This is a genomic window from Paraburkholderia sp. PREW-6R, assembly GCF_039621805.1.
Lineage (GTDB): Bacteria > Pseudomonadota > Gammaproteobacteria > Burkholderiales > Burkholderiaceae > Paraburkholderia.
On the sequence record NZ_CP155073.1, the window covers coordinates 3431137 to 3453605 of the forward strand.

Here is a 22469-nt window from a genome sequence, read left to right on the forward strand (position 1 = left end):
GCCTGCGGCCGCCGACCTGCAGCGCCTGAAAAGACGGCCGCCGCGCCGGTACACGGCGTGGCGGCCGTTGCCACTGTCATCGAACAGCGTGGCAATGCGGCATCAAGTGCCGCACGTGGCGCGAGAGGCGCGTATTGTTTTTCTTAGTTGTTCTGCAGCTTCCACTTGCCGTCGACAATCTGCACGATCACGCGTGCGCGTTTGTCGAGGCCGTTGTGGTCGGTCGAGCTCATGTTGAAAATGCCATGCGACGCCGGCAGTTCCTTGATGTTTTCCAACGCGCCGCGCAGCGCCACGCGAAACGCTTCCGTGCCCGGCTGCGCCGTCTTCAAGGCGACCGGAATGGCCACCTGCAGCATCTGGCCTGCGTCCCAGGCGTGACCGCCGAAGGTTGCCACCGAACCCACGCCATACGCCTGCTCATACGCTGCCTTGTAGGCGAGCGACGACTTCTTGACCGGATTCGAATCAGGCAGCTGATCGGCGACGAGGATCGGGCCGGCCGGTAGGAATTCGCCTTCGCAGTCCTTTCCACACACACGCAGGAAGTCGTTATTGGCAACGCCATGCGTCTGATACACCTTGCCCTTGTATCCACGCTCCTTGAGCGTCTTGGCCGGCAGCGCCGACGGCGTGCCCGCTCCCGCAATCAGCACCGCGTCGGGATTCGCCCCTATCGTCTTGAGCACCTGCCCCGTCACCGAGGCGTCGGTACGGTTAAAGCGCTCGTTCGACACGATCTTCAGATGGTGCGCCGCAGCCGCAGTCGTGAAGACGCTGTTCCAGCCGTCGCCGTAGGCATCTGCGAAGCCGATGAAGCCCACGGTTTTCACACCGTGATGTTCCATGTAGTCGGCGATGGCGTCGGCCATCAGGCTATCGTTTTGCGGCGGTTTGAAAGCCCACGCGCGCTTCGCGTCCATCGGCGAGATGATCGCTGCCGACGCCGCCAGCGAAATGACCGGCGTCTTGCCTTCGGCTGCGGGGTCGAGCATGGCGAGCGAATTCGGCGTGACGGTCGAGCCGATGATGGCATCGACGTGGTCCTCGTCGATCAGCTTGCGAGTGTTCTGCACAGCCTTGCCGGTGTCCGACGCGTCATCGAGAATGATGTACTGCACAGTCTTGCCGCCGATCTCTTTAGGCAACAGCGCGATGGTGTTCTTTTCAGGAATCCCGAGCGATGCGGCAGGCCCCGTGGTGGACAGCGTCACGCCGATTTTCACCTGCGCGAAGGCCGCGCCCGCGCCGCACATCAGCGCGATTGCGATGCCCGTGCGTACCCATTGCTTTTTCTTTGTCATTGCCAGTCTCCGAACGCTTTGAAGCGCATATCTGTAATCCGACTCATGGGCCGGGTGTCTGAATCTAGTTATAGGGTTCAGGCGTGCCAAGCATGGTTTTCCCTGCATGACGCGTACGCTTTCACCGCTTTCCCTGGTGCTACTCCCTGCTGCGAAACTTCACGATGCGTTCTCATATACGCTCGCATCGCATGAGTTGCCGCCGCGATCGCTGCTGCGAGTCTGCTCATAAACTACTAACATGTTAGTAGTATTGCGTTCTGCATCATGGACGGTCAATAGACTGTCGCCCCAATGCGGGTTTGTCCTGAAGCGGCCTAACCACAACCGGCCGCGTATTCTCACGTTGCTCAACGCAATAAAAAAGACGCGGCAACTGCACGCGTCTTTTTGTATGGGTTTCCGTATCGTTTCGCCTTCGCTCAGTCGCCGGACAGCTTCCACTTCCCGCCGGCAATCTCAACCATCACGCGCGCCCGCTGGTCGAGTCCAGAGTGGTCATTCGCGCTCATGTTGAAGATGCCGTGTGAAGCAGGCATGTCTTTCGTGCTTTCCAACGCCGCACGCAATGCCTCGCGAAACGCGGGCGTGCCGGGTTGGCCCTTCTTCAGTGCGACCGGAATCGCGTGCTGCAACAGCAGACCGGCGTCCCATGCATGACCACCGAACGTGGACACCGAACCCGCGCCGTATGCCGCCTCATAGGCGCGCTTATACGCGAGGGCAGTCTTTTTCACGGGATTCGAATCAGGCAGTTGGTCCGCGACCAGCAACGGACCCGCGGGCAGATACGTACCTTCGCAATCTTTGCCGCACACGCGCAGGAAATCGTTATTTGCGACGCCGTGCGTCTGATAGTACTTGCCCTTGTAGCCGCGTTCGCGAAGCGTTTTCTGCGGCAACGCGGCGGGCGTGCCGGCGCCGGCAATCAACACCGCGTCCGGATTTTGCGACATCACTTTCAGCACCTGTCCCGTGACCGACGCGTCGTTGCGCGCGAAGCGTTCATTGGCGACGATCCTGATCTTCGCGAGGTCTGCGGCCTTGCCGAATTCCTTGAACCAGTTTTCGCCGTAAGCGTCGGAAAAGCCGATGAATGCCACCGTCTTCACGCCGTGATTCGACATGTGCTGGGCAATCGCAGTGGCCATCAGAATGTCGTTCTGCGGCGTTTTGAAAACCCACGCCCGCTTTGCGTCCATCGGCTCGACAATACTCGCGGCGGCAGCCATTGAGATCATTGGCGTACTGCTTTCTGCGGCGACGTCGATCATGGCAAGCGAGTTCGGCACGACCGTGGAGCCGATCAGCGCGTCGACGTGATCTTCGCTCGTGAGCTTGCGGGCGTTCTTCACGGCCTGGGTGGAATCTGTGGCGTCGTCGAGCACGATGTATTCGATTTTCTGCCCGGCCACCTCTTTAGGCAGCAGCGCAATCGTGTTCTTTTCCGGAATGCCAAGCGACGCGGCAGGGCCGGTCGCCGAGACCGTCACGCCGACTTTCACGTCTGCAAAAACGTGCCCACTCCAAACTGCACAAACTCCGGTAGCGACCCATGCCGCGCTTATCCATCGCAATGCCGACTTCATCCTGCTCCTCTGACTACCCCGTTATCTATTCGACTGAATCCGCAGAATAAATCAGCGGATCAAAACCCGACCCAGCGGTCGGTTAATAGCGAGTGTAGCGGACCAAAGCGCCGTCCCGCAAGCGATTTACAGGATCAAATGTGTGAAAAAAAGGATGATTGTACGAATGGAAATGACCACTCATTTTTGAAAGTCATTCAATTGCGCTTGACGAAAAGCACAAATAAAAAGCGCTGTTGGATATCAATCCAACAGCGCTTTCCGTCTGGGCACTTGGTGCCTCATTGTCTCCTCGTTCTCCACCTGCAAAATTCGTGGTGCATCAGAACTGCATGAAGATTAAACGAGCACCTTAGCCGCTACAACTAGCAATTACCCTAGTGGTGCAGCCCGGCACTGAAACGGGGCACATTTGCGCCACTTCGTCTCGCTGCGGGCACGACTCACACGAACGGCAGAGTATAACGTCATTGTCTTGCGGCCTACGCGACCGATATATCGGAGACCAAACTAATTCACACACTGACGCCGTTGCCCTGCGTCACGCCCTCAAGGGCCGCACCCGCGCGATGATCTCACCCACGATGCCGCGCCGGAATGCCAGCACGCAAGCGATGAAAATCAGCCCCGTTACGATGGTCACCGATTCTCCCAGCGAGCGAAACCACTCGACGCCGGTGGACGTGGCCAGCGCCCCGCCGATATCGCCGAGGCGATCCTCCAAGGCCACGATCAACGCCGCGCCGAGCAACGGTCCAAAAAGTGTACCCATGCCGCCGACAAGCGTCATCAGCACGACGAGCCCGGACATCGTCCAGTAGGCGTCGCTCAGCGTCTCGAAACCTTGCACCAGTACTTTCAGCGAACCGGCCAGCCCTGCGAGTCCAGCCGACAGAATGAACGCGAGCAGCTTGAAGCGATCCGTGTCATAGCCCAGCGAAATCGCGCGCGGCTCGTTCTCCTTGATTGCGACGAGCACCTGACCGAACGGCGAATGCACGATCCGCACGATCAGCAGAAAGGCCAGCACCATCACCGCGAGCACGACGAAGTACAACGCGACATCCGACGACAGATCGAGCACGCCAAAGAGCTTGCCGCGCGGCACGCCTTGCAACCCGTCTTCTCCGTGCGTGAAGGGCGCCTGCAGGAACACGAAGTAGACCATCTGCGCGAGTGCGAGCGTCACCATTGCAAAGTAGATGCCCTGCCGGCGAATCGCGAAGATGCCGACCACGAGACCCAGCAGCGTCGCTGCCGCGGTGCCGGTGAGCACGCCGAGTTCCGGAGCAAAATTGAGCGACTGGATCGCATAGCCGGTGATGTATCCGGCCGTCGCGAGAAACATTGCATGACCGAACGACAATAAACCGGTGTAGCCAATCAGCAGATTGAACGCCGCCGCAAAGAGCGCGAAGCACAACACCTTCATGACGAAGAGCGGGTAAATGCCGAGCACGGGTACCGCGAGCAGCACGATCAGCAGCAGACCGTAAAGGATTTTTCTCTGCATCATTTTTCCTTGCCGAAGAGACCCGCCGGGCGCACCAGCAGCACGAGCGCCATGATCACGAACACCACGGTCGCCGACGCCTCCGGATAGAACACGCGCGTCAGCCCTTCGATCACGCCCAGCAACAGGCCGGTGAGAATCGATCCCATGATCGACCCCATGCCGCCGATCACGACCACCGCGAATACGGTGATAATCATCGGCTGCCCCATCAACGGCGAGACCTGAATCACGGGTGCGGCGAGCACGCCCGCGAAGGCCGCCAGCGCCACGCCAAAGCCATACGTGAGCGTGATCATGAGCGGCACGTTGACGCCGAACGCTTCGACCAGTTTCGGATTCTCGGTGCCGGCGCGCAGATAGGCGCCAAGCCGCGTTTTCTCGATCACGAACCACGTCGCAAAGCACACGACCAGCGAAGCCACCACGACCCACGCGCGATAGTTCGGCAGAAACATGAAGCCGAGGTTGGTCGCGCCGGATAACGCCGACGGCACGTCGTACGGCTGGCCGGAGGAACCATAAACGGAGCGGAACACGCCTTCCACCACCAGCGTGAGACCGAACGTGAGCAGAAGACCGTACAGATGATCCAGCTTGTATAACCAGCGCAGCATCGAGCGTTCGATCAGCACGCCGAACAGGCCGACCACGAGTGGCGCAAGCACCAGCATCACCCAGTACGGCAGGCCGAAGTAAGCAAAGCCCATCCACGCGAGCATCGCACCGAGCATGAACAATGCGCCGTGCGCGAAGTTGATCACGTTGAGCAAGCCGAAGATCACCGCCAGCCCGAGACTCAGAATTGCATAGAACGATCCGTTCACGAGCCCCAGCAAAAGCTGGCTTAGCATCGCCGGTAGCGGAATGCCAAAAATATCCATTGAAGCCTTAGTCCATCGCCAAGGTGAGATCGGTCACGCGCGATCCGGCCGACGTGCGAACGGAACCCATCGCTCCATTCGCACGCGGCATGTGAAGCCGGTTGCCGCCGGCGGGCAGCCGTCCGGGCCTGACAATCCGAGCCTGACTCTCCGGGCCTGACTCTGCGGCCTGAATTCCGGGCCCGACTTTCAACCCCGACCGTCAGCCCCATCGAGCGTGCTTTAGACGCTTTCGTCTGCGCTTATTTCCACAGCGCGCAACGCGTTTCCGCTTTCGTTGTGAACGCCTGCTCGCCGGGGATGGTCGCGGTGATCTTGTAGTAGTCCCACGGCTCTTTGGATTCAGCCGGTGTTTTCACCTGCATCAGATACATGTCGTGGATCATGCTGCCGTCCTGACGGATGTAGCCCTTTGCGTAGAAGTCGTCGATCTTCGTCTTCTTCAGTTGCGCCATGACCTTGTCGGAATCGGTCGAGCCGACTGCCTGCACCGCCTTGAGGTAATTCATGGCCGCCGAGTAGTCCGCGGCCTGCAGGCTTGACGGCATCTTCTTCATCTTGTCGAAATAGCGCTGCGACCACTTGCGTGTGGTCGCGTCCTTGTTCCAGTACCAGCTGTCCGTCAACACCAGACCCTGGGTGGTTTCCAGACCGAGGCTGTGAATATCGTCGATGAACACCAGCAGCGCCGCCAGCTTCATGGTCTTGGTAATGCCGAACTCTTTAGCCGCCTTGATCGAGTTGATCGTGTCGCCGCCCGCGTTCGCGAGTCCCAGCACCTGCGCTTTCGACGACTGCGCCTGCAACAGGAACGACGAAAAATCGGAAGCCGACAGCGGATGGCGCACCGAACCCAGCACTTGGCCGCCGTTCGCCTTCACCACGTCGGCCGTGTTCTTTTCCAGCGCCTTGCCGAACGCGTAGTCGGCGGTCAGGAAGTACCACGTCTTGCCGCCCTGCTTCGTCACGGCCGAGCCGGTGCCTTTGGCGAGCGCAGTGGTGTCGTACGCATAGTGGATCGTGTACGGCGTGCACTGTTCGTTGGTCAGATTGTCGGCGCCCGCGCCGATGCTGATATACACCTTCTTCTTTTCACCGGCGACGGTGTTCATCGAAAGGCCCGTTGCCGAATTCGTTCCGCCGATCAGCATGTCCACGCCGTCGCGGTCGAACCATTCGCGCGCGCGCGAAGCCGCGATGTCCGCCTTGTTCTGGTGATCCGCGTACACCACGGTAATCGGCTTGCCGTTGACCTTGCCGCCGAAATCCGCGACGGCCATGCGGATCGCTTCGAGACCGCCCTGCCCGTCAATGTCGGCATACAGCCCCGACATATCCGTGATGAAACCAATTTTCACCGCGTCATCCGCTGCCTGCGCGCTGCCCATCGTGACAGCGCCGCCAGCGGCGACTGCAAAACAAAGTGCGGCAATGCGCGCGAGTGAGTTCTTTTTCATGCATGTCTCCTGGTTTCTTCGCTTGTGGTTATCAGAGGCAATCGGGCGCTGCTCGTACCCTCTCCTGGCGTCTGGCTATACGCCCAACAGATCGTGCAGCACGGGCATCTTGCTTTCGAGTTCACTTGCCCCGAAGTGCTCGACAATCGTGCCGTGCTCCATGACATAAAAGCGATCGGCAAGCGGCGCTGCAAAACGGAAATTCTGTTCGACCATCACCACCGTATAGCCGCGCGACTTCAGCGTCACGATCATGCGCGCAAGCGCCTGCACGATGACCGGCGCCAGTCCTTCCGAAATCTCGTCGAGCAGCAACAGGCTCGCGCCGGTGCGCAGGATGCGCGCAACGGCCAGCATCTGTTGCTCGCCGCCTGAGAGGCGTGTGCCCTGACTCGCGCGACGCTCCTGCAGATTCGGAAACATCGAATAGATTTCTTCCAGCGACATCATGTGCGCCTTGTCGCCGACAGGCGGCGGCAACAGCAGATTCTCCTCGCACGAGAGGCTCGAAAAAATCCCGCGCTCTTCCGGGCAATAGCCGATCCCACAGTGCGCAATGCGATGGGTGGGCAGATGGATGGTTTCGCGTCCGCCAATGCGAATCGAGCCGGTGCGCCGGCCGGTCAGTCCCATGATTGCGCGCAGCGTGGTAGTTCGGCCCGCGCCGTTACGGCCAAGCAGCGTGACCACTTCGCCGCGATTCACCGTCAGATCGACGCCGTGCAGAATATGGGACTCTCCGTACCACGCCTTCAGCCCTGCAATGTCGAGCGCCGGTGCATGAGACGCGGTACCGCTCACTTCGAGGTTTTCGCGCTCGGCAAGTGTATTCATCAGTGCGCTCCGGCGAGCGCCGCGTCGGCGCTGCCCATGTAAGCCTGCATCACGAGCGGATTCTTCGACACATCGGCGTAGCTGCCTTCGGCGAGCACCTCGCCGCGTTGCAGCACCGTGATGGTGTCCGAGATGCCGGCGATCACATTCATGTTGTGTTCGACCATCAGGATGGTGCGGCCGCTCGATACCTTCTTGATGAGCGCCGTCACACGGTCGACGTCTTCGTGACCCATGCCTTGCGTCGGCTCGTCGAGCAGCATGAGTTCCGGCTCCATCGCGAGCGTTGTCGCGATTTCCAGCGCGCGCTTGCGGCCGTACGAAAGCTCGACGGTCAATACGTCAGCGAAATCGGTCAAGCCAACCTGAGTGAGCAGATCCATCGCACGGTCGTCGAGCTGACGCAGGCTGCGCTCGCTTTTCCAGAAGTGAAACGCGGTGCCGAGCTGGCGCTGCAAACCGATGCGGACATTCTGCAGCGCTGTCAGATGCGGGAATACCGCGGAAATCTGAAACGACCGGATGATGCCGCGCCGCGCGATTTGCGCCGGGCGTTCGCGCGTAATGTCGACGCCATTGAAAACGATCTGACCTGCACTCGGTTCGAGAAATTTGGTGAGCAGGTTAAAGCAGGTGGTTTTGCCCGCGCCATTGGGGCCGATCAACGCATGGATCGAACCACGGCGCACGCGCAGGTTCACACCGTTCACGGCGATGAAGCCTTTGAACTCGCGGGTAAGGCCGCGCGTTTCGAGAATCGTATCGCCGAGAATCATGTTCCCTTCCATACGGAGTAAGGCGAAGCATTACGATCTTCCGCGCGACCCTCCGCGCGACTTGTTATGGACGGCGGCACCCCGTGCCGCTCGTTGGCGTACTGCACCAATCCGGACGGTAATCCTTGGCACGGCACGCAGCATGGCTGCCATTGTCGCGCCAATGATGCAGCGCAATCATTGGGATTTGCACTTAGTGGATGCCACACATCGCGTGCCGCCGTGTTCTGGAAACACGCCGGCCGCTCACGCGCGCTGTCACACAGTCGACATGGACGACGCTGCGCTCGATTGCGCCGCGAGCGAGCCGCTCGCGCGCGAGCGCCGGTCCGCGCGAATCATCTCGCTCGCGCGCTCCGCGATCATCAGCGTCGGCGAATTCGTGTTGCCCGAGGTGATCGTGGGCATGATGGAGGCGTCGACCACACGCAGTCCGTCGATACCGATCACGCGTAGACGGCTATCGACGACTGCGCCTGGATCGTCGGTCGTGCCCATCCGGCATGTGCCCACCGGATGAAAGATCGTCGTGCCGACCGCGCCCGCCGCCTGCTGCAACTCTTCTTCCGTCTGATACTGGATGCCGGGCAGGATTTCCTGCGGCCGATAGCGCGCAAGTGCCGGCGATGCGGCAATGCGGCGCGTGAGCCGCAGCGCGTTGGCGGCTACGTGCCGGTCATAATCCGTTGACAGATAGTTTGGCGCGATCCACGGGGCGGCCGATGCATCCGCCGATTCGATATGAATGCTGCCGCGCGACGTGGGCCGCAGCTGGCACACCGACGCCGTGAACGCGTTGAAGCGATGCAACGGTTCGCCGAAACGATCGAGCGAAAGCGGCTGAACGTGATATTCGAGATCGGGCCGTGTGAGCGAACGGTCCTCCGGATCGGACTTTGCGAACGCGCCGAGTTGCGACGGCGACATCGACATGGGACCGCTCTGAAAGAGCACGTATTGCAGGCCGATCATCAGCTTGCCCCACCAATGGGCGGAAGCCGTATTGAGCGTGCGCACGCCATCGACTTTATAGGCCATGCGCAATTGCAGATGGTCCTGCAGATTCTCGCCGACGCCACGCAGATCGGCGACAACCGGAATGCCGAGGTTCTGCAGACGCGCGCCGTTGCCAATGCCGGAGAGTTCCAGCAGTTGCGGCGAATTCACGGCGCCGGAACTGAGGATCACTTCGCAGCGCGCCGTTGCCAGATAGTCCGTGCCGTTGCCGCGATACTCGACGCCGACGCAGCGACGGCCTTCGAATACGACGCGCTGCGTGTGCGCTCCCGTGATGACCGTCAGGTTGGGCCGCCGCAGCGCGGGGCGCAAAAATGCTTTTGATGCATTCCAGCGAATGCCGCGTCTCTGATTGACGTCGAAGTAACCCACGCCGCTGTTATCGCCGCGGTTGAAGTCGTCGGTCGCGGGTATGCCGGCTTCCTGCGCCGCGCGCGAGAACTCTTCGAGAATCTTCCACTTGAGCCGCTGTTTTTCGACGCGCCATGGACCGCCTTCACCATGCGATTCACTCGCGCCGGCGTAGTGATCTTCGCTGCGTTTGAACACAGGGAGAACCGAGTTCCACGACCAGGACGCGTCGTTCGTCACACGCGCCCACTCGTCATAATCCTCGCGTTGGCCGCGCATGTAGATCATGCCGTTGATGGACGAGCTGCCGCCGAGCACGCGTCCGCGCGGATAAGAAAGCGCGCGGCCATTGAGCCCCGGCTCCGCCTGCGTTTTGTAGAGCCAGTCCGTGCGCGGGTTGCCGATGCAATACAGGTAGCCGACCGGCACGTGAATCCAGTGGTAATCGTCTTTGCCGCCGGCTTCGAGCAGAAGCACCTTGACGTCTGGATCCTGCGTGAGCCGGTTGGCGAGGACACAGCCGGCCGTGCCCGCGCCGACAACGATGTAGTCGAACTCGCCTTCCAGTTGCCGCCCTGTCGGGGCTACGCTTGCGGTCATGCTCATGATTCCGTCTCCTAAGCTTTTTTTCGCATGGTCGCGCGGCGGATGGCGGCACGATCATGCGACATGCTTTTTATATGATGCTGGCGTCTCAATGAACGCCATGCCTTCGACCCATCGTCAAAGAATTGGGTCGAAGGCAAGCCAGCGGAAGCAGGCAATCTACTTGGCGACCGGCATCGTAAATTCCGCGCCCTTCGCAATGCTGTCTGGCCAGCGCTGCATGATGCTCTTATAACGCGTGTAGAAGCGCACGCCTTCTTCGCCGTACGCATGGTGGTCGCCGAAGAGCGACTTTTTCCAGCCGCCGAACGAATGCCACGCCATCGGCACTGGGATCGGCACATTGATGCCTACCATGCCGATCTGGATCTGCCGCGAGAAAGCGCGCGCGACCCCGCCGTCGGACGTAAACAACGAAACGCCGTTCGCAAACTCATTCGAGTTGATGAGCTCCACGGCAGAAGCGAAGTCCGGCACGCGCACCACGCACAACACGGGGCCGAAAATCTCTTCGCGGTAAATTTTCATGTCGGTCGAAACATCGTCGAAGAGCGTACCGCCGAGGAAGAACCCGTTCTCGTGACCGGGCACCTGGTGACCACGTCCATCGACTACGAGTTTCGCGCCGGCCTCGACGCCCGCCTCGATATAACCCGTTACTTTGTCGCGGTGCGCGCCGGTGACGAGCGGTCCCATCTCCGCGTCCGAGTCCATGCCGTTAAGGATCTTCAGGGTTTCGACACGCGGCTTGAGTCGCTCGATCAACTCGTCGGCGATATGCCCGACCGCCACCGCCACCGAAATCGCCATGCAGCGTTCACCCGCCGAGCCGTAGGCGGCGCCGATCAGCGCGTCGACGGCCTGATCCAGATCGGCGTCCGGCATGACGACGAGGTGATTCTTCGCACCGCCGAGTGCCTGCACGCGCTTGCCGTGCCGCGTGCCTTCCGTGTAAATGTATTCAGCAATCGGCGTAGAGCCGACAAACGACAGCGCGCTTGCGTCCGGATGCGCGAGCAGAGCGTCGACCGCAACCTTGTCGCCGTGCACGACGTTGAATACGCCGTCTGGCAGACCGGCTTCCTTCAACAGTTCCGCGAGACGGTTCGAACAGGACGGATCGCGCTCCGACGGCTTCAGCACGAACGTGTTGCCGCAGGCGATCGCCACCGGGAACATCCAGCACGGCACCATCATCGGGAAATTGAACGGCGTGATGCCCGCGACCACGCCGAGCGGCTGACGCAGATTCCAGTTGTCGATGCCGCCGCCGATCTGGTCGGTGAAATCGGTCTTCAGCAGATTGGGAATGCCGCACGCAAACTCGACGATCTCGATGCCGCGCATCACCTCGCCCTTCGCGTCCGACAACACCTTGCCGTGTTCGCGGGTGATCAGTTCCGCCAGTTCGTCATGGTGACGGTCGAGCAACTCCTTGAACCTGAACAGCACACGCGCCCGCTTGATGGGCGCCGTTTCGCTCCAGGCGGGAAAGGCCGCCCTCGCGGCGGCGACGGCCGCGTCCACCTCGGCAACGCTTGCGAGCGGCACCTTCGCGCTGACGCTGCCGAGCGCGGGATTGAAGACATTGCCGAAACGGCCGCTGGTGCCTTCGACCGGCTTGCCGTTGATAACGTGGGTCAGCGCATGCGCGCCTGTCTCGCTCCGGACGATCTCGTCCTGGTATGTCTCGCTCATCATTGTCCTCTTCGGGGTTGAAGGTATTCCGCCCAGCGGATGGGGCGCGATGTAACAAAGACTACGGCTGTTGTGCAGGACAAATCCAATGAGTTATGTTCAACTGCGCTATAAGCGGCGCTAATATCACCTATGGATCTAACACTGCTCCGGGCTTTTGCCACCGTGGCGCGTGAAGGCAACCTCACGCGTGCTGCGGTGCAACTGCACTTGACTCAACCTGCCGTCAGTCTGCAGATCAAGCATCTGCAGGAAGCGTTGGGCGTCACGCTGTTCACGCGAACGTCGCACGGACTGACCCTGACGCGCGACGGCCAGGCGCTGCTGCCCCACGCGGAGCGCGCGCTGGGCGCGGCAAACGACGTGCAACGCGCAGCGCAATTGCTGCGGCAGGAAGTGCGTGGACGGTTGCGGATCGGCACCATCCTCGATCCGGAATTCTTGCGCCTCGGCGGCTTTCTCAAGCAACTCGTGGAGACGTGGCCGCATGTCGAAACGGCCTTGCGGCATGGCATGTCGGGCTGGGTGCTGGATCAGGTGCGAGCGGGGGAGCTCGACGTCGGCTACTACATTGGCGTGCCCTCAGAAGACGACACGCGCGACGCCGCAGCATTCCATGCGGTGACCCTCACGCATTTCCAGTATCGTGTGCTCGCGCCGGCGGGCTGGAAAGACCGGGTGAAGAACGTGCGCGACTGGCGCTCGCTGGCCGCGCTGCCGTGGATCTGGACACCGCCAGCGTCGGCGCACAACCGGTTGCTGACGCGCTGTTTTGGCGACGCGGGCGTCAAACCCGCGAAGGTGGCCGAAGTCGATCAGGAGCCGTCCATGCTCGATCTGGTCAAATCGGGCGTGGGCCTCACACTTGCGCGCGACGCCACCGCGATTGCCGAGGCGCACGCGCATGCGTTGACGATTGTGGAAGGCATCACCGTACCGACGCAGTTGAGCTTCATTACGCTTGAGCAGCGCACGGAAGAGCCGGCCATCGCCGCGGCGCTGAAGCTGATCGATAACCAGTGGGCAACATAACGCCGACGTTCAGCCGCCGGCATAAGCCAGCAAAGCGATATGAGCAGTGCTCATGACTTGTGTTCAGGCCGCGCCGGGAGCATTTAAACTACATCGTCACGAAGATCTTGTTAGATTGACGTTTCCCGCGCGAGCGGCGCCGCCGCCTCTTCTCCGTTCCCTTTTCTGATCCGTCTGACTCGCCTTCCAGGCGACTTCGCTCGCGCGACGCCCGAAGCTGCCGACCATTCCATCCATCGACAGGAACCTGACATGGCACGCAACATCGAAATCAAAGCCCGCGCCCAGCATTTCGAGCAACTGCGCGAACGCGCAGCCGCGCTCGCGCCGGAAGCACCGCTCATCTTTCGCCAGCAGGACTTTTTCTACGACGTGCCGCGCGGCCGCCTGAAGCTGCGCCAGTTCGACGACGGCACGCCGGCCGAACTGATCTTCTATCAGCGCGACGACCGCGACGGCCCGAAGGCGTCGTATTACACCCGCAGCCCGGTGACCAACCCCGAAGCCATGCACTCACTGCTCGCTACTGCGCTAACCACGCGCGGGATCGTCACGAAAGAGCGGCATGTCTATCTGACCGGACGCACCCGCATCCATCTGGACCGGGTGGACGGCCTGGGCGACTTCGTGGAGCTGGAAGTGCTGCTCGCCCAGGACGACGACGAAGAAGGCGGTCACGCCGAAGCGCACGCGATGTTCGAAAAGCTCGGCGTGGCGGAAGCCGACCTCGTGGCGGTGGCCTACGTCGATCTGCTGAATCTGGAGAGCGACGCCGAGCGGGCGGGCTAACGCCGCGTCGCGTACGGCCGGGCACGGCGCGCGCCACGACACAATCAGACAGGCGCGGCGCCCGGCGACAGATGTCCAAGCGGCAACGGCCCATTGCGCTTGAAGGTTGTCAGCACAATGTTCGAGCGAACGCTATCCACACCCGGCACGCGCATCAGCTTCTTCATCACGAAAGTGGACAGGTAGTTCAGATCGGGCGCGACGATGCGCAGCAAATAATCGGCGTCCCCCACCACGGCGTGGCATTCGAGCACTTCGGGCAGCACGTCGATCTGCTGCTGGAACTGCTCGATGATCGAATCGCCGTGATGCTTCAACTTCAGACTGGTAAAGGCAGTGACGCCAAGGCCCAGCTTCTCCGGCCGCAATACGACGCGATAGCCGTCCACTACTCCTACCTGCTCGAGCCGCTGTAACCGCCTGCCAATCTGGGACGGCGACAGCGGCACCTGCTCCGCAAGCTGCTGGTGCGTCGCCCGGCCGAAACGCTGGAGCACGTCCAGCAGCGCGAGATCGAAGTGATCGAGTTCTAACATGTTGATGATCCGCATCGAAACGTGTTTTGATGCTCGATTATTGCATATGGTCGCGCCGAAACGCCTATTTTGCGCCCATTCCGCACTTATGCCGCTCTACACTTGCTTGTCTTACTGAAACCCGCAAGCTACTGTAGAGCCGACGTATGTCCACCCTCGACACCGCGAACACCGCCAGTCTGAAAGCACAATTCGACACCGGCCTCGAAACACGAGCCGATTTCACGATCGACCAACCCACCGAACGGTATGGCGCGGTCGATCATGCGGTGTGGCGGCAGCTTTACGCGCGTCAGACGGCACTGCTCAAGGGGCGCGTGTGCGATGAGTTTCTGGAAGGCCTTGAACGGATCGGGATGCCGGCAGACCGCGTACCGTCGTTCGACGAAATCAACACGGAACTCACGCCGGCCACGGGCTGGCAAATCGTCGCGGTGCCGGGCCTCGTACCCGATCAGGTCTTTTTCGAGCACCTGGCAAACCGCCGCTTCCCCGTGACCTGGTGGATGCGCCGGCCTGACCAGCTCGACTATCTGCAGGAACCGGATTGCTTTCACGACCTGTTCGGGCATGTACCGCTCCTGATGAACTCCGTCTTTGCCGATTACATGCACGCATACGGCCGCGCTGCGCTGGCCGCCCATGACGCCGGTGCGTTACCGCTTCTCGCGCGGCTTTATTGGTACACAGTCGAGTTTGGACTGGTGTGCGACGAGGCGAGTCCGAACGGCGTGAAAATCTATGGAGCCGGCATCGTGTCGAGCAAAGGCGAGACCTTGCATAGCCAGCAGAGTGCCGCGCCCAACCGCCTCGGCTTCAATCTGGAGCGCGTCATGCGCACGCGGTATCGCATCGACACGTTCCAGAAAACCTACTTCGCGATCGATGACTTCGCGCAGCTTTTCAGCGTTGCGCAAACGGACTTCGCGGCCCTCCTTGCGCGAGTCGTCGCCGAACCGGCGCTTGATGCCGGCGACGTCCTGCAAGAGGATCATGTGCTGACGCGAGGCTCGCAGGAAGGCTGGCTCGCCGACGGCGATATCTGACGCATCAGAAAGCCGGTGAAAAGCGGCGCACAGGCATCCGTGAAAAAATAGCCGATGCGCGCTGACCCGTGCGCACGTCCAGACAAAGAGGTGGCATCCATGATCAGCAAACTGACTTCCGAGGAACGTGCGGCGCAACTCGCCGCGCTCAATGGCTGGAAAAGCGTGGACGGCCGTGACGCGATCCAGCGCCGGATCGAGTTCGGCGACTTCAACGAAGCATTTGGCTTCATGACGCGCGTCGCTATCAAGGCGCAGGAGATGGATCATCATCCGGAATGGTTCAACGTGTACAACAAAGTGGATATCACGCTGTCCACGCACGAAGCGAACGGTGTGACGGAGCGCGATATCCAACTCGCCCGGTTCATCGACAGTATTACCCTGTAACAAAACCGGCCGTCGCGTTCTTTGGCGACGATTTAGTTACGATTAAAGCGAGACACGCGGCGCGCAGTGAACCATTCAAGCAGGAATGAAAGCGCATTGCAGGCAATGCGAGGTTGAAACCTTCAGTTCTACAGGGTATTTTTAAGGCGTACGTAAGAATCCCGTCCGCGGCTGACTTTCGGGTCGAAACGATCCGGCGTCAGCAACGACTGACGCTGTACAATCAGCAGCGCATACGGCTTGGAGAGCGCGCTTGCCTCCTTGCACAGCCGAGTTCGTCGCCAGCAGAAGTCGAGCGGCGCGCCAGACGTTGATCGCGGCTTCCAGTTCGTGAATCCTGATGTCGGTTACTGACTTCGTGAGCGCTCTTTTGGCTCGCTGTGCAGCAGGCGCCCCGGCGAACCGCTTGCCAAACGCCTAACCCCTTGTACTTGAGCGAAATCCATGCGACTCCTTCTGATCGAAGATGACCGCCCCATCGCACGCGGCATCCAAAGCAGTCTCGAACAAGCCGGCTTTACTGTCGACATGGTCCACGACGGCATCTTTGCCGAACAGGCCCTCACGCAAAACCGCCACGAGCTGGTGATCCTCGACCTGGGACTGCCGGGTATCGACGGCATGACGCTGCTCTCGCGTTTCCGTCAGAGCAATCGCCACACTCCGGTGATCATCCTCACGGCGCGCGACGAGTTGAACGACCGCGTTCAAGGCCTGAATTCCGGCGCCGACGACTACATGCTGAAGCCGTTCGAGCCCACTGAACTCGAAGCCCGTATCCGCGCAGTGATGCGCCGCAGCGGTCCGCATGGCGACATGCCGCGTCCGGAAGTATCGCTGGGCGGTGTACGCCTGTCCGGCGTCGATCGCCGCATCTTCAACGACGACAAGCCGCTCGAACTGTCGCCGCGTGAATTCGCCGTGCTTGAAATGCTGTTGCTGCGCCACGGCCGCGTGGTCAGCAAAGCGCAACTGCAAGATCACCTCACGCACTTTGGCGGCGACCTCGGCGACACCGCGATCGAAGTCTACGTGCATCGCGTGCGCAAGAAGCTGGAAAACTGCCGTGTCGAGATCGTCACGGTGCGCGGCTTCGGTTACCTGTTGCAGGAAATCCGTCAGGCCGCATAATCGTCATGAAGGCCGCGATCCATTTTGCGGCCTGACGGCGCCGGGCCGGCGCAGCGCACCCGGTGCGCCATTCGTCGGCGTCGGCGAATTTTCACGGCGCCTCGCGCCGTTGCCCCTTTTCCGCGCGTTCGATCATGCCCCAGCCGGCCGCCAATAGTTTGCGCCGCACGCTGCTGCGGCGCCTCGCTGCTCCCCTTTCGCTGCTCGCGCTGATGAGCGGCCTGATCGCCTACTGGCTTGCGTGGCAGTACACACAGCACGTGGTCGACCGGTCGCTTGCCGATCTCGCCACCGCGATTTCCAAACAGATCCAGATTGCCGGCCCGGACGCCAGAGTGGCCGTGCCGCCGCTGGCCCAGGCCATGTTCTCGGACCCGGTGGAGCATCTCGTCTACCGGATCAGCAACGGCGATACCGAAATTGCCGGCGATCACAATCTGCCGCTGCAGGGCACCAGCGTGCGTCGCATGCATTACGCGTATGTGTTTGAGACACAGCACGAGGGCGTGACCGTGCGTGTCGCCCAGGTGCGGGTCGACCAGCCGACCGGCAATCCGATCGTCGTGGAAGTGGGTCAACCGGTGCACCACCGGTTTCGCATCGCGGCTGAATTTCTGGTGGCGATCATGATGCCGCTGCTATTGCTGCTGCTCGCGGGCTGGGTCATCGTATGGCGGGTGGTCAACCAGCAGCTCAATCCTTTGACCGATCTTGCCGACTCGCTCAATCGGCAGACGCACACGTCGCTCGAACCGGTTGACGAAACCTATGTGCCCGTCGAAATCAGGCCGCTGACAGGTGCGCTCAACGCGCTGCTCGGCCGGCTGAAAACCGCGCTCGACGGCCAGCGCAAATTCATCGCGGATGCCGCGCATCAACTGCGCACGCCGCTCACCGCCGTCAAGCTGCATGCCGAGCAGGCTGCCGTGGCGCGCGATCCGCAGCAAACGCTCGTCGCCGTGCGTGAATTGCGTGCCGCCGCGGACCGCGCGGTGCGCCTTTCGAATCAACTGCTTTCGCTCGCGCGCGCCGAACCGGGCGAGCAGGCCGCGCGCTTTGTTAACGTGGACATGGCGGCGCTGGCTTTCGATACGGGCGCGGAATGGGTGCCGCGCGCGTTGGCGTCGCACGTCGACCTGGGTTTTCAGCGTCTCGACGATCCGGAGAACGAATACGCGTTGATGGCGCGTGGCAATCCGGTGCTGCTGCACGAGGTGATTGCGAATCTATTGGACAACGCGCTCAAGTACGTGCCGCCGTCGCGCTTCGACGGCGGCCGGATTACGGTTACGGTCTCGCAAAACGTCTACAACGAGGTGCGCATGGCCGAAATTATCGTGGAAGACAATGGACCCGGTGTACCGAGCCCGCAGCAGCCTGATCTGTTCAAACGGTTTTTCCGCGGCGACGGTCAGAGTGATGCCGGCGTGGATAGCGGCGCGGGCCTCGGTCTCGCAATCGTCCACGACATCATGGTGCTGCATCACGGTAGCGTGCATTACGAAGATGCGCCCGAAGGCGGCGCACGTTTCATCGTGCGTATTCCGGTGGTGAGCGCAACCGTGCAAACCTCGCGCGATGATGAAGCGCATCGGCGTCTGGCAAAAAAATCGGCGCATTCGGCGCCGATTGACTTGTAGAGGCTGTTGCACCAGTCGCCGCCCTGCGCTCATTCGTGTGAGCGGCCCGGACAGCCGAGCGCGTTCATTTCTTCGCTTTTTTCGACGGCGCCTTGGTCTTCTTCGCCGTCTTGCCGGCTTTGGCCGCGCTCTTCGCTTTCTCCGGCGGTGCGAGCATCGTGCCGCGGCACTTGCGCGCGCCGCAACGGCATTCGTATTCCTTCTTCAATTTCTTCGTTTGACGAGCGTCGATCACGAGGCCGTAGTCGTAAAAGACTTCCTCGCCCTGCTCGATATCGCGAAGCGCATGCACGTACACGCGGCCGTCGATTTCCTCGGCCTCGCAGTTCGGCGCGCAAGAATGGTTGATCCACCGCGCGCTGTTGCCATTCACCTTACCGTCGATAACCTTGCCGCTATCGAGCGCAAAGTAGAAGGTATGGTTCGGTTCGGCCGGATTATGCGGATGACGGCGCAATGCTTCTTTCCAGGAAATCCGCTCGCCCTTGTATTCGATCAGCCGCTCACCGGCCTTGATCGGTTCGACGGCAAACACGCCCTTGCCGTGCACACCCGAACGACGCACGGCGATCCTGCGTGAACTCATTGAATGAATCCTTGTGAAGTACTGGGATGAAATCCGGCGGCCGGCAGAATGACCCGCGTCTGACGCGCTGCTTTTTCCGACTCGAATAGCAAACGCGGCGCCTTGGGAGCGCCGCGTCGACCGGCGGCGCACACGCGCCACAACCGGCATCCTACACGCTGAATATGGCTTCCTTCAACCGTCTACAGGACGTGTGCGGGGCGGTCACCCCGCGAGCTTCAACGTTGTCCGAACGAGATGTCGCCAAACAGTGCTTTCTGCTCGCGCGGTTGCGAGCGCCAGTACTGCGGCGGCGCTTCGACGGTCGCGCCCAGTTGCGCGGCGGCATGCCACGGCCAGCGCGGGTTGTACAGCAGCGCGCGCGCCAACGCGATCAGATCGGCGTCGCCCTCTTCGATCAGTTGCTCGGCATGCAGCGGATCGGTAATCAGTCCGACGCCGATTGTCGTGAGGCCTGTCGCCTGTTTGACCGCGCGTGCAAACGGAATCTGATAGCCCGGCTCAAGCGGGATTTTTTGCAACGGCGAGACGCCGCCCGACGACACATCGATCCAGTCGCAGCCGCGCTTCTTCAATTCCTGGGCAAACGCGATCGTGTCTTCGAGGGCCCAACCGCCTTCGACCCAATCGGTTGCGGACACCCGCACGCCAACCGGTTTGTCGGCGGGAAACGCGGCGCGCACGATATCGAAAATCTCCAGCGGAAAACGCATGCGATTTTCGAGCGAACCACCGTAGTCGTCCGTGCGTTGATTCGCGAGCGGCGAGAGAAACTGATGCAGCAGATAGCCGTGCGCCGCGTGAACTTCGAGCGCGTCGATGCCCAGGTGTGCCGCACGTCTTGCCGATGAAGCGAAGGCTTCGCGAATACGGTTGAGTCCGGGTGTATCGAGCGCCAGTGGCGGCTCCTCGCCGGCTTTGTGCGGCAACGCGGAGGGTGCATGCGGCAGCCAGCCGCCCTGCGATACCGGAATCAGCTGACCGCCTTCCCACGGCACATGGCTCGATGCCTTGCGCCCTGCATGCGACAACTGCATCGCCACCTTGATATGCGAATGCTTGCGGATCGCGGCGAGCACCGGCACGAGCGCTTCTTCGGTCGAGTCGTCCCACAAACCGAGATCGCCCGGTGTGATCCGCCCGTCCGGTTCCACAGAAGTTGCCTCAATGCACAACATGCCTGCGCCGGACAACGCCAGGCTGCCGAGGTGAATCATGTGCCATGCGGTCGCCTCGCCGCGCTCGGCGGAGTACTGACACATTGGCGACACGACGATGCGATTGGGGAGCGTCACGCTACGCAGCGTGAGCGGAGAGAAAAGCGCGCTCATGAATGGATCCCAGTGAAAGCCCGACAGCAAACGAGCATAGCACCGCGAGTGATTTACTGCAGGTGCGGCGGGCGTCAGGGCTTCGACTGCGCTTCCACCTGATCGAGCCATTCGCCGAACATCCGGCGCGCGGCCGCTTCCATCGTCGGGCCCAACTGTGCGGTCTCGGCGCGCAGCCGGCGCGCGTCGATACCATGCGCGACGAGTTCGCCCGCGTTGCCGATCAGCCAGGGCTCGAAGCGGTCAGCGCGAATCTCCGGATGACATTGCAGGCCGAGCACATGATCGCCCCACGCGAACGCCTGGTTCTCGCACGCGGGTGTGGATGCCAGAAGCGTGGCGTTGTCGGGCAGGTCGAACGTGTCGCCATGCCAATGCAACATGGAAGTCTGCGCCCCGTCCAGATGACGAAGCGGCGACGCGCGCCCGGCGTCAGTCAGCGTGAGGGGCGTCCAGCCCAGCTCGGTGCGCCCGGACGGATAAACCCGTGCGCCGAGCGCGCGCGCGATCAGTTGCGCGCCGAGGCAGATGCCCAGCGTGGGCAAGCCGGCCGCAATGCGCTTTTCGATCAGCGAAAGAAGCGGCACTAGCGTGGGGTAAAGATCGTCGTCGGCCGCGCTGATCGGACCGCCCAGCACGACCATCAGCGACGCCGAAACCGGGTCGGGCGCCTCGATTCGCGCAAAGCCCACGTCGAGATAACGGACGAGGCGGCCGCGTTCACCGAGCTCCAGCTCAAGACTGCCCAGATCCTCGAAGTGCACGTGGCGAATGGCCAGAACTTCGCGATTCATCGACCCGTTCCACCTTCAGGTTGACTAAAGACTTGCCGCAAGGCGGCGCCGGCCGGGTGACGGGCGAACAACAGATGCCGCACGCCGCAGCCGGCTTGGCAGTGTAGCGGATTGTCCGGAAACAGCCCGCCTGAAAGCACCGGATTATTGGGCGAAGATCTTCCAGGTCTTTTTCTGGGTGGTGACGTCAGCGGCTTCGTACACCGAACAGTCGAGACGCAGATCCGTATCCAGCATGTTCAGGTCGAGCAGCGCGCAATGGTGCGGCGTCTTCTTCGGATTCTTGCTCGGCTCGAAATGTGTGCACGTCAAACACATGCGGTGCGGCGGAATCGTGCCTTGCGCTTCGAGCTGATGGACGGTCTTGAGTAGCGTACGGTAGAACACGGCCTGTTCATCGTCACGCAACGTGCCGACAGCCTTGGCCAGAAAGTCCGGCCACTGCGCGGCGCGCTTGGCTGCCGTGCGGCCACGAGCCGTCAGGCGAACGGCGAGGGCACGGCCGTCGTCGAGGGCACGACGCTTTTCGACCAGACCTTTGGTCTCGAGCGTGCTGACTGCGTCACTGGTCGTCGCGGCGGTCAACGCTGTTTCGCGCGCGATTTCGCCAAGACGCATCGGGCCTTTGCGCTGCATCAGCAGGACGAGGATTTCGCCTTGAGTCGGCGTCAGGCCCGCGCCCTCCGCCCATTCCCAAGCCTGGCTCCGCATTGCCGTGCTCAATCGCAATAGGCTGTGGGTCACTCGCCCGGTTGCCTGTTCTCCGTATACGCCTTCGCTCATAGTATTCGATTGGTTTATTTACAGCTCTGGTGCGACGCCAGCTTACTGCTTCCAGCGACATCCGTAGCCTGTGTGGGGTGGCCTCGTCCCACTGCGAACGGGACGGTTTGTACTATCTCAAAAATTTACCGCCTTGGAAAAACCAGAAGCGGCGAAAACGACATTCTATGCGAGAGCGGCGAATCGTACAGCTAACTTATTCAACGCAAGCTGTGGATAACCATGGGAAAACATAAGGAATGACAGGCGGCGCATTCCGGAAAACCTTTGCGCCCCTCCTGCTTACTCAAAGTTACTCTATCAGTGCCGATTTGTAAGCGCTCCAATTGACGCAACTGACAGCTTACGCAGCGCTTTGACTTTGCAGGGAATTATTCAGTTG

The 22469-nt window shown here is 61.3% G+C and carries 20 protein-coding genes and 1 pseudogene; 6 read left to right on the forward strand and 15 right to left on the reverse strand.

Annotated elements, in window-relative coordinates:
* Positions 1 to 143: 143 nt before the first annotated feature.
* The 9 genes from AAGS40_RS15190 to AAGS40_RS15230 form a co-directional block, all read right to left on the reverse strand.
* On the reverse strand, positions 144 to 1304 hold the full coding sequence (locus AAGS40_RS15190) for an ABC transporter substrate-binding protein (RefSeq protein WP_345812347.1): 1161 nt from the start codon (positions 1302 to 1304) through the stop codon (positions 144 to 146).
* A 422-nt stretch (positions 1305 to 1726) separates the two neighbouring features.
* A complete protein-coding gene (locus AAGS40_RS15195) occupies positions 1727 to 2893 on the reverse strand; it encodes an ABC transporter substrate-binding protein (protein ID WP_345812348.1) in 1167 nt (388 codons plus the stop codon).
* A 541-nt stretch (positions 2894 to 3434) separates the two neighbouring features.
* Positions 3435 to 4406 carry a branched-chain amino acid ABC transporter permease gene (locus tag AAGS40_RS15200; RefSeq protein ID WP_345814430.1) on the reverse strand — a complete coding sequence of 324 codons (972 nt, stop codon included), beginning with the start codon at positions 4404 to 4406 and terminating at the stop codon, positions 3435 to 3437.
* Positions 4406 to 5290 carry a branched-chain amino acid ABC transporter permease gene (locus AAGS40_RS15205; protein ID WP_345812350.1) on the reverse strand — a complete coding sequence of 295 codons (885 nt, stop codon included), beginning with the start codon at positions 5288 to 5290 and terminating at the stop codon, positions 4406 to 4408. Before AAGS40_RS15205 ends, AAGS40_RS15200 begins: the two co-directional genes overlap by 1 nt.
* A 242-nt stretch (positions 5291 to 5532) precedes the next feature.
* Positions 5533 to 6747 (reverse strand): ABC transporter substrate-binding protein, encoded by a 1215-nt coding sequence (locus tag AAGS40_RS15210; RefSeq protein WP_345812351.1) that lies wholly within the window; start codon positions 6745 to 6747, stop codon positions 5533 to 5535.
* Between the two features lie 75 nt (positions 6748 to 6822).
* Positions 6823 to 7581: an ABC transporter ATP-binding protein gene (locus AAGS40_RS15215; protein ID WP_345812353.1), complete on the reverse strand. Its 759-nt coding sequence runs from the start codon at positions 7579 to 7581 to the stop codon at positions 6823 to 6825.
* Positions 7581 to 8357 (reverse strand): ABC transporter ATP-binding protein, encoded by a 777-nt coding sequence (locus AAGS40_RS15220; RefSeq protein WP_345812355.1) that lies wholly within the window; start codon positions 8355 to 8357, stop codon positions 7581 to 7583. Before AAGS40_RS15220 ends, AAGS40_RS15215 begins: the two co-directional genes overlap by 1 nt.
* Positions 8358 to 8615: 258 nt before the next feature.
* Positions 8616 to 10331 carry a GMC family oxidoreductase N-terminal domain-containing protein gene (locus tag AAGS40_RS15225; protein ID WP_345812357.1) on the reverse strand — a complete coding sequence of 572 codons (1716 nt, stop codon included), beginning with the start codon at positions 10329 to 10331 and terminating at the stop codon, positions 8616 to 8618.
* Positions 10332 to 10490: 159 nt separating this feature from the next.
* Positions 10491 to 12029, reverse strand: coding sequence for a CoA-acylating methylmalonate-semialdehyde dehydrogenase (locus AAGS40_RS15230; protein WP_345814432.1), 1539 nt, complete (start codon positions 12027 to 12029; stop codon positions 10491 to 10493).
* Positions 12030 to 12161: 132 nt separating this feature from the next.
* Between AAGS40_RS15230 and AAGS40_RS15235 the strand changes: the two genes are divergently transcribed.
* Positions 12162 to 13061 (forward strand): LysR family transcriptional regulator, encoded by a 900-nt coding sequence (locus AAGS40_RS15235; protein ID WP_345812359.1) that lies wholly within the window; start codon positions 12162 to 12164, stop codon positions 13059 to 13061.
* Between the two features lie 252 nt (positions 13062 to 13313).
* Entirely contained in the window at positions 13314 to 13850 is a 537-nt protein-coding gene (locus AAGS40_RS15240; RefSeq protein WP_345812361.1) for a class IV adenylate cyclase, read from the forward strand.
* Positions 13851 to 13894: 44 nt separating this feature from the next.
* Here AAGS40_RS15240 and AAGS40_RS15245 read toward each other — a convergent pair whose 3' ends face one another.
* Entirely contained in the window at positions 13895 to 14386 is a 492-nt protein-coding gene (locus tag AAGS40_RS15245) for an Lrp/AsnC family transcriptional regulator (RefSeq protein ID WP_345812362.1), read from the reverse strand.
* Positions 14387 to 14532: 146 nt separating this feature from the next.
* Here AAGS40_RS15245 and phhA point away from each other — a divergent pair, with 146 nt between their 5' ends.
* Positions 14533 to 15432, forward strand: coding sequence for a phenylalanine 4-monooxygenase (gene phhA / locus AAGS40_RS15250; protein ID WP_345812363.1), 900 nt, complete (start codon positions 14533 to 14535; stop codon positions 15430 to 15432).
* A 54-nt stretch (positions 15433 to 15486) separates the two neighbouring features.
* Positions 15487 to 15822 carry a 4a-hydroxytetrahydrobiopterin dehydratase gene (locus AAGS40_RS15255; protein ID WP_345812364.1) on the forward strand — a complete coding sequence of 112 codons (336 nt, stop codon included), beginning with the start codon at positions 15487 to 15489 and terminating at the stop codon, positions 15820 to 15822.
* 128 nt (positions 15823 to 15950) lie between these two features.
* On the opposite strand, the pseudogene AAGS40_RS15260 reads toward AAGS40_RS15255, so the two are convergent.
* A pseudogene (locus AAGS40_RS15260) lies at positions 15951 to 16164 on the reverse strand (DUF3717 domain-containing protein).
* 102 nt (positions 16165 to 16266) lie between these two features.
* On the opposite strand from AAGS40_RS15260, the gene AAGS40_RS15265 reads away from it, so the two are divergent.
* Both AAGS40_RS15265 and AAGS40_RS15270 read left to right on the forward strand, forming a co-directional pair.
* Positions 16267 to 16953: a response regulator transcription factor gene (locus tag AAGS40_RS15265; protein ID WP_013590077.1), complete on the forward strand. Its 687-nt coding sequence runs from the start codon at positions 16267 to 16269 to the stop codon at positions 16951 to 16953.
* Positions 16954 to 17087: 134 nt separating this feature from the next.
* The gene (locus AAGS40_RS15270; protein WP_345812370.1) at positions 17088 to 18593 is read left to right on the forward strand and encodes a sensor histidine kinase N-terminal domain-containing protein; all 1506 of its coding nucleotides are present in this window, start codon (positions 17088 to 17090) and stop codon (positions 18591 to 18593) included.
* A gap of 64 nt (positions 18594 to 18657) precedes the next feature.
* On the opposite strand, the gene AAGS40_RS15275 is transcribed toward AAGS40_RS15270, so the two are convergent.
* The 4 genes from AAGS40_RS15275 to AAGS40_RS15290 form a co-directional block, all read right to left on the reverse strand.
* Complete coding sequence (locus tag AAGS40_RS15275) at positions 18658 to 19179, reverse strand: SET domain-containing protein-lysine N-methyltransferase (protein WP_345812372.1); 522 nt, start codon at positions 19177 to 19179, stop codon at positions 18658 to 18660.
* Positions 19180 to 19397: 218 nt separating this feature from the next.
* Entirely contained in the window at positions 19398 to 20510 is a 1113-nt protein-coding gene (locus AAGS40_RS15280) for an NADH:flavin oxidoreductase/NADH oxidase (protein ID WP_345812373.1), read from the reverse strand.
* Positions 20511 to 20584: 74 nt separating this feature from the next.
* Positions 20585 to 21304, reverse strand: coding sequence for a glutamine amidotransferase (locus AAGS40_RS15285; RefSeq protein WP_345812374.1), 720 nt, complete (start codon positions 21302 to 21304; stop codon positions 20585 to 20587).
* A 144-nt stretch (positions 21305 to 21448) separates the two neighbouring features.
* A complete protein-coding gene (locus AAGS40_RS15290; RefSeq protein ID WP_345812376.1) occupies positions 21449 to 22087 on the reverse strand; it encodes a MarR family winged helix-turn-helix transcriptional regulator in 639 nt (212 codons plus the stop codon).
* Between the last annotated feature and the right edge of the window lie 382 nt (positions 22088 to 22469).

What these genes read in the sequence shown, in the direction of transcription:
- AAGS40_RS15245 (WP_345812362.1), bottom strand. Translation starts at nt 14,386, where the DNA reads ATGTTAGAACTCGATCACTTCGATCTCGCGCTGCTGGACGTGCTCCAG.
- AAGS40_RS15240 (WP_345812361.1), top strand. Translation starts at nt 13,314, where the DNA reads ATGGCACGCAACATCGAAATCAAAGCCCGCGCCCAGCATTTCGAGCAA.
- AAGS40_RS15270 (WP_345812370.1), top strand. Translation starts at nt 17,088, where the DNA reads ATGCCCCAGCCGGCCGCCAATAGTTTGCGCCGCACGCTGCTGCGGCGC.
- AAGS40_RS15205 (WP_345812350.1), bottom strand. Translation starts at nt 5,290, where the DNA reads ATGGATATTTTTGGCATTCCGCTACCGGCGATGCTAAGCCAGCTTTTG.
- AAGS40_RS15235 (WP_345812359.1), top strand. Translation starts at nt 12,162, where the DNA reads ATGGATCTAACACTGCTCCGGGCTTTTGCCACCGTGGCGCGTGAAGGC.
- AAGS40_RS15290 (WP_345812376.1), bottom strand. Translation starts at nt 22,087, where the DNA reads ATGAGCGAAGGCGTATACGGAGAACAGGCAACCGGGCGAGTGACCCAC.
- AAGS40_RS15225 (WP_345812357.1), bottom strand. Translation starts at nt 10,331, where the DNA reads ATGAGCATGACCGCAAGCGTAGCCCCGACAGGGCGGCAACTGGAAGGC.
- AAGS40_RS15210 (WP_345812351.1), bottom strand. Translation starts at nt 6,747, where the DNA reads ATGAAAAAGAACTCACTCGCGCGCATTGCCGCACTTTGTTTTGCAGTC.
- AAGS40_RS15275 (WP_345812372.1), bottom strand. Translation starts at nt 19,179, where the DNA reads ATGAGTTCACGCAGGATCGCCGTGCGTCGTTCGGGTGTGCACGGCAAG.
- AAGS40_RS15285 (WP_345812374.1), bottom strand. Translation starts at nt 21,304, where the DNA reads ATGAATCGCGAAGTTCTGGCCATTCGCCACGTGCACTTCGAGGATCTG.
- AAGS40_RS15200 (WP_345814430.1), bottom strand. Translation starts at nt 4,406, where the DNA reads ATGCAGAGAAAAATCCTTTACGGTCTGCTGCTGATCGTGCTGCTCGCG.
- AAGS40_RS15265 (WP_013590077.1), top strand. Translation starts at nt 16,267, where the DNA reads ATGCGACTCCTTCTGATCGAAGATGACCGCCCCATCGCACGCGGCATC.
- AAGS40_RS15190 (WP_345812347.1), bottom strand. Translation starts at nt 1,304, where the DNA reads ATGACAAAGAAAAAGCAATGGGTACGCACGGGCATCGCAATCGCGCTG.
- AAGS40_RS15255 (WP_345812364.1), top strand. Translation starts at nt 15,487, where the DNA reads ATGCGCGCTGACCCGTGCGCACGTCCAGACAAAGAGGTGGCATCCATG.
- AAGS40_RS15230 (WP_345814432.1), bottom strand. Translation starts at nt 12,029, where the DNA reads ATGAGCGAGACATACCAGGACGAGATCGTCCGGAGCGAGACAGGCGCG.
- AAGS40_RS15215 (WP_345812353.1), bottom strand. Translation starts at nt 7,581, where the DNA reads ATGAATACACTTGCCGAGCGCGAAAACCTCGAAGTGAGCGGTACCGCG.
- phhA (WP_345812363.1), top strand. Translation starts at nt 14,533, where the DNA reads ATGTCCACCCTCGACACCGCGAACACCGCCAGTCTGAAAGCACAATTC.
- AAGS40_RS15220 (WP_345812355.1), bottom strand. Translation starts at nt 8,357, where the DNA reads ATGATTCTCGGCGATACGATTCTCGAAACGCGCGGCCTTACCCGCGAG.
- AAGS40_RS15195 (WP_345812348.1), bottom strand. Translation starts at nt 2,893, where the DNA reads ATGAAGTCGGCATTGCGATGGATAAGCGCGGCATGGGTCGCTACCGGA.
- AAGS40_RS15280 (WP_345812373.1), bottom strand. Translation starts at nt 20,510, where the DNA reads ATGAGCGCGCTTTTCTCTCCGCTCACGCTGCGTAGCGTGACGCTCCCC.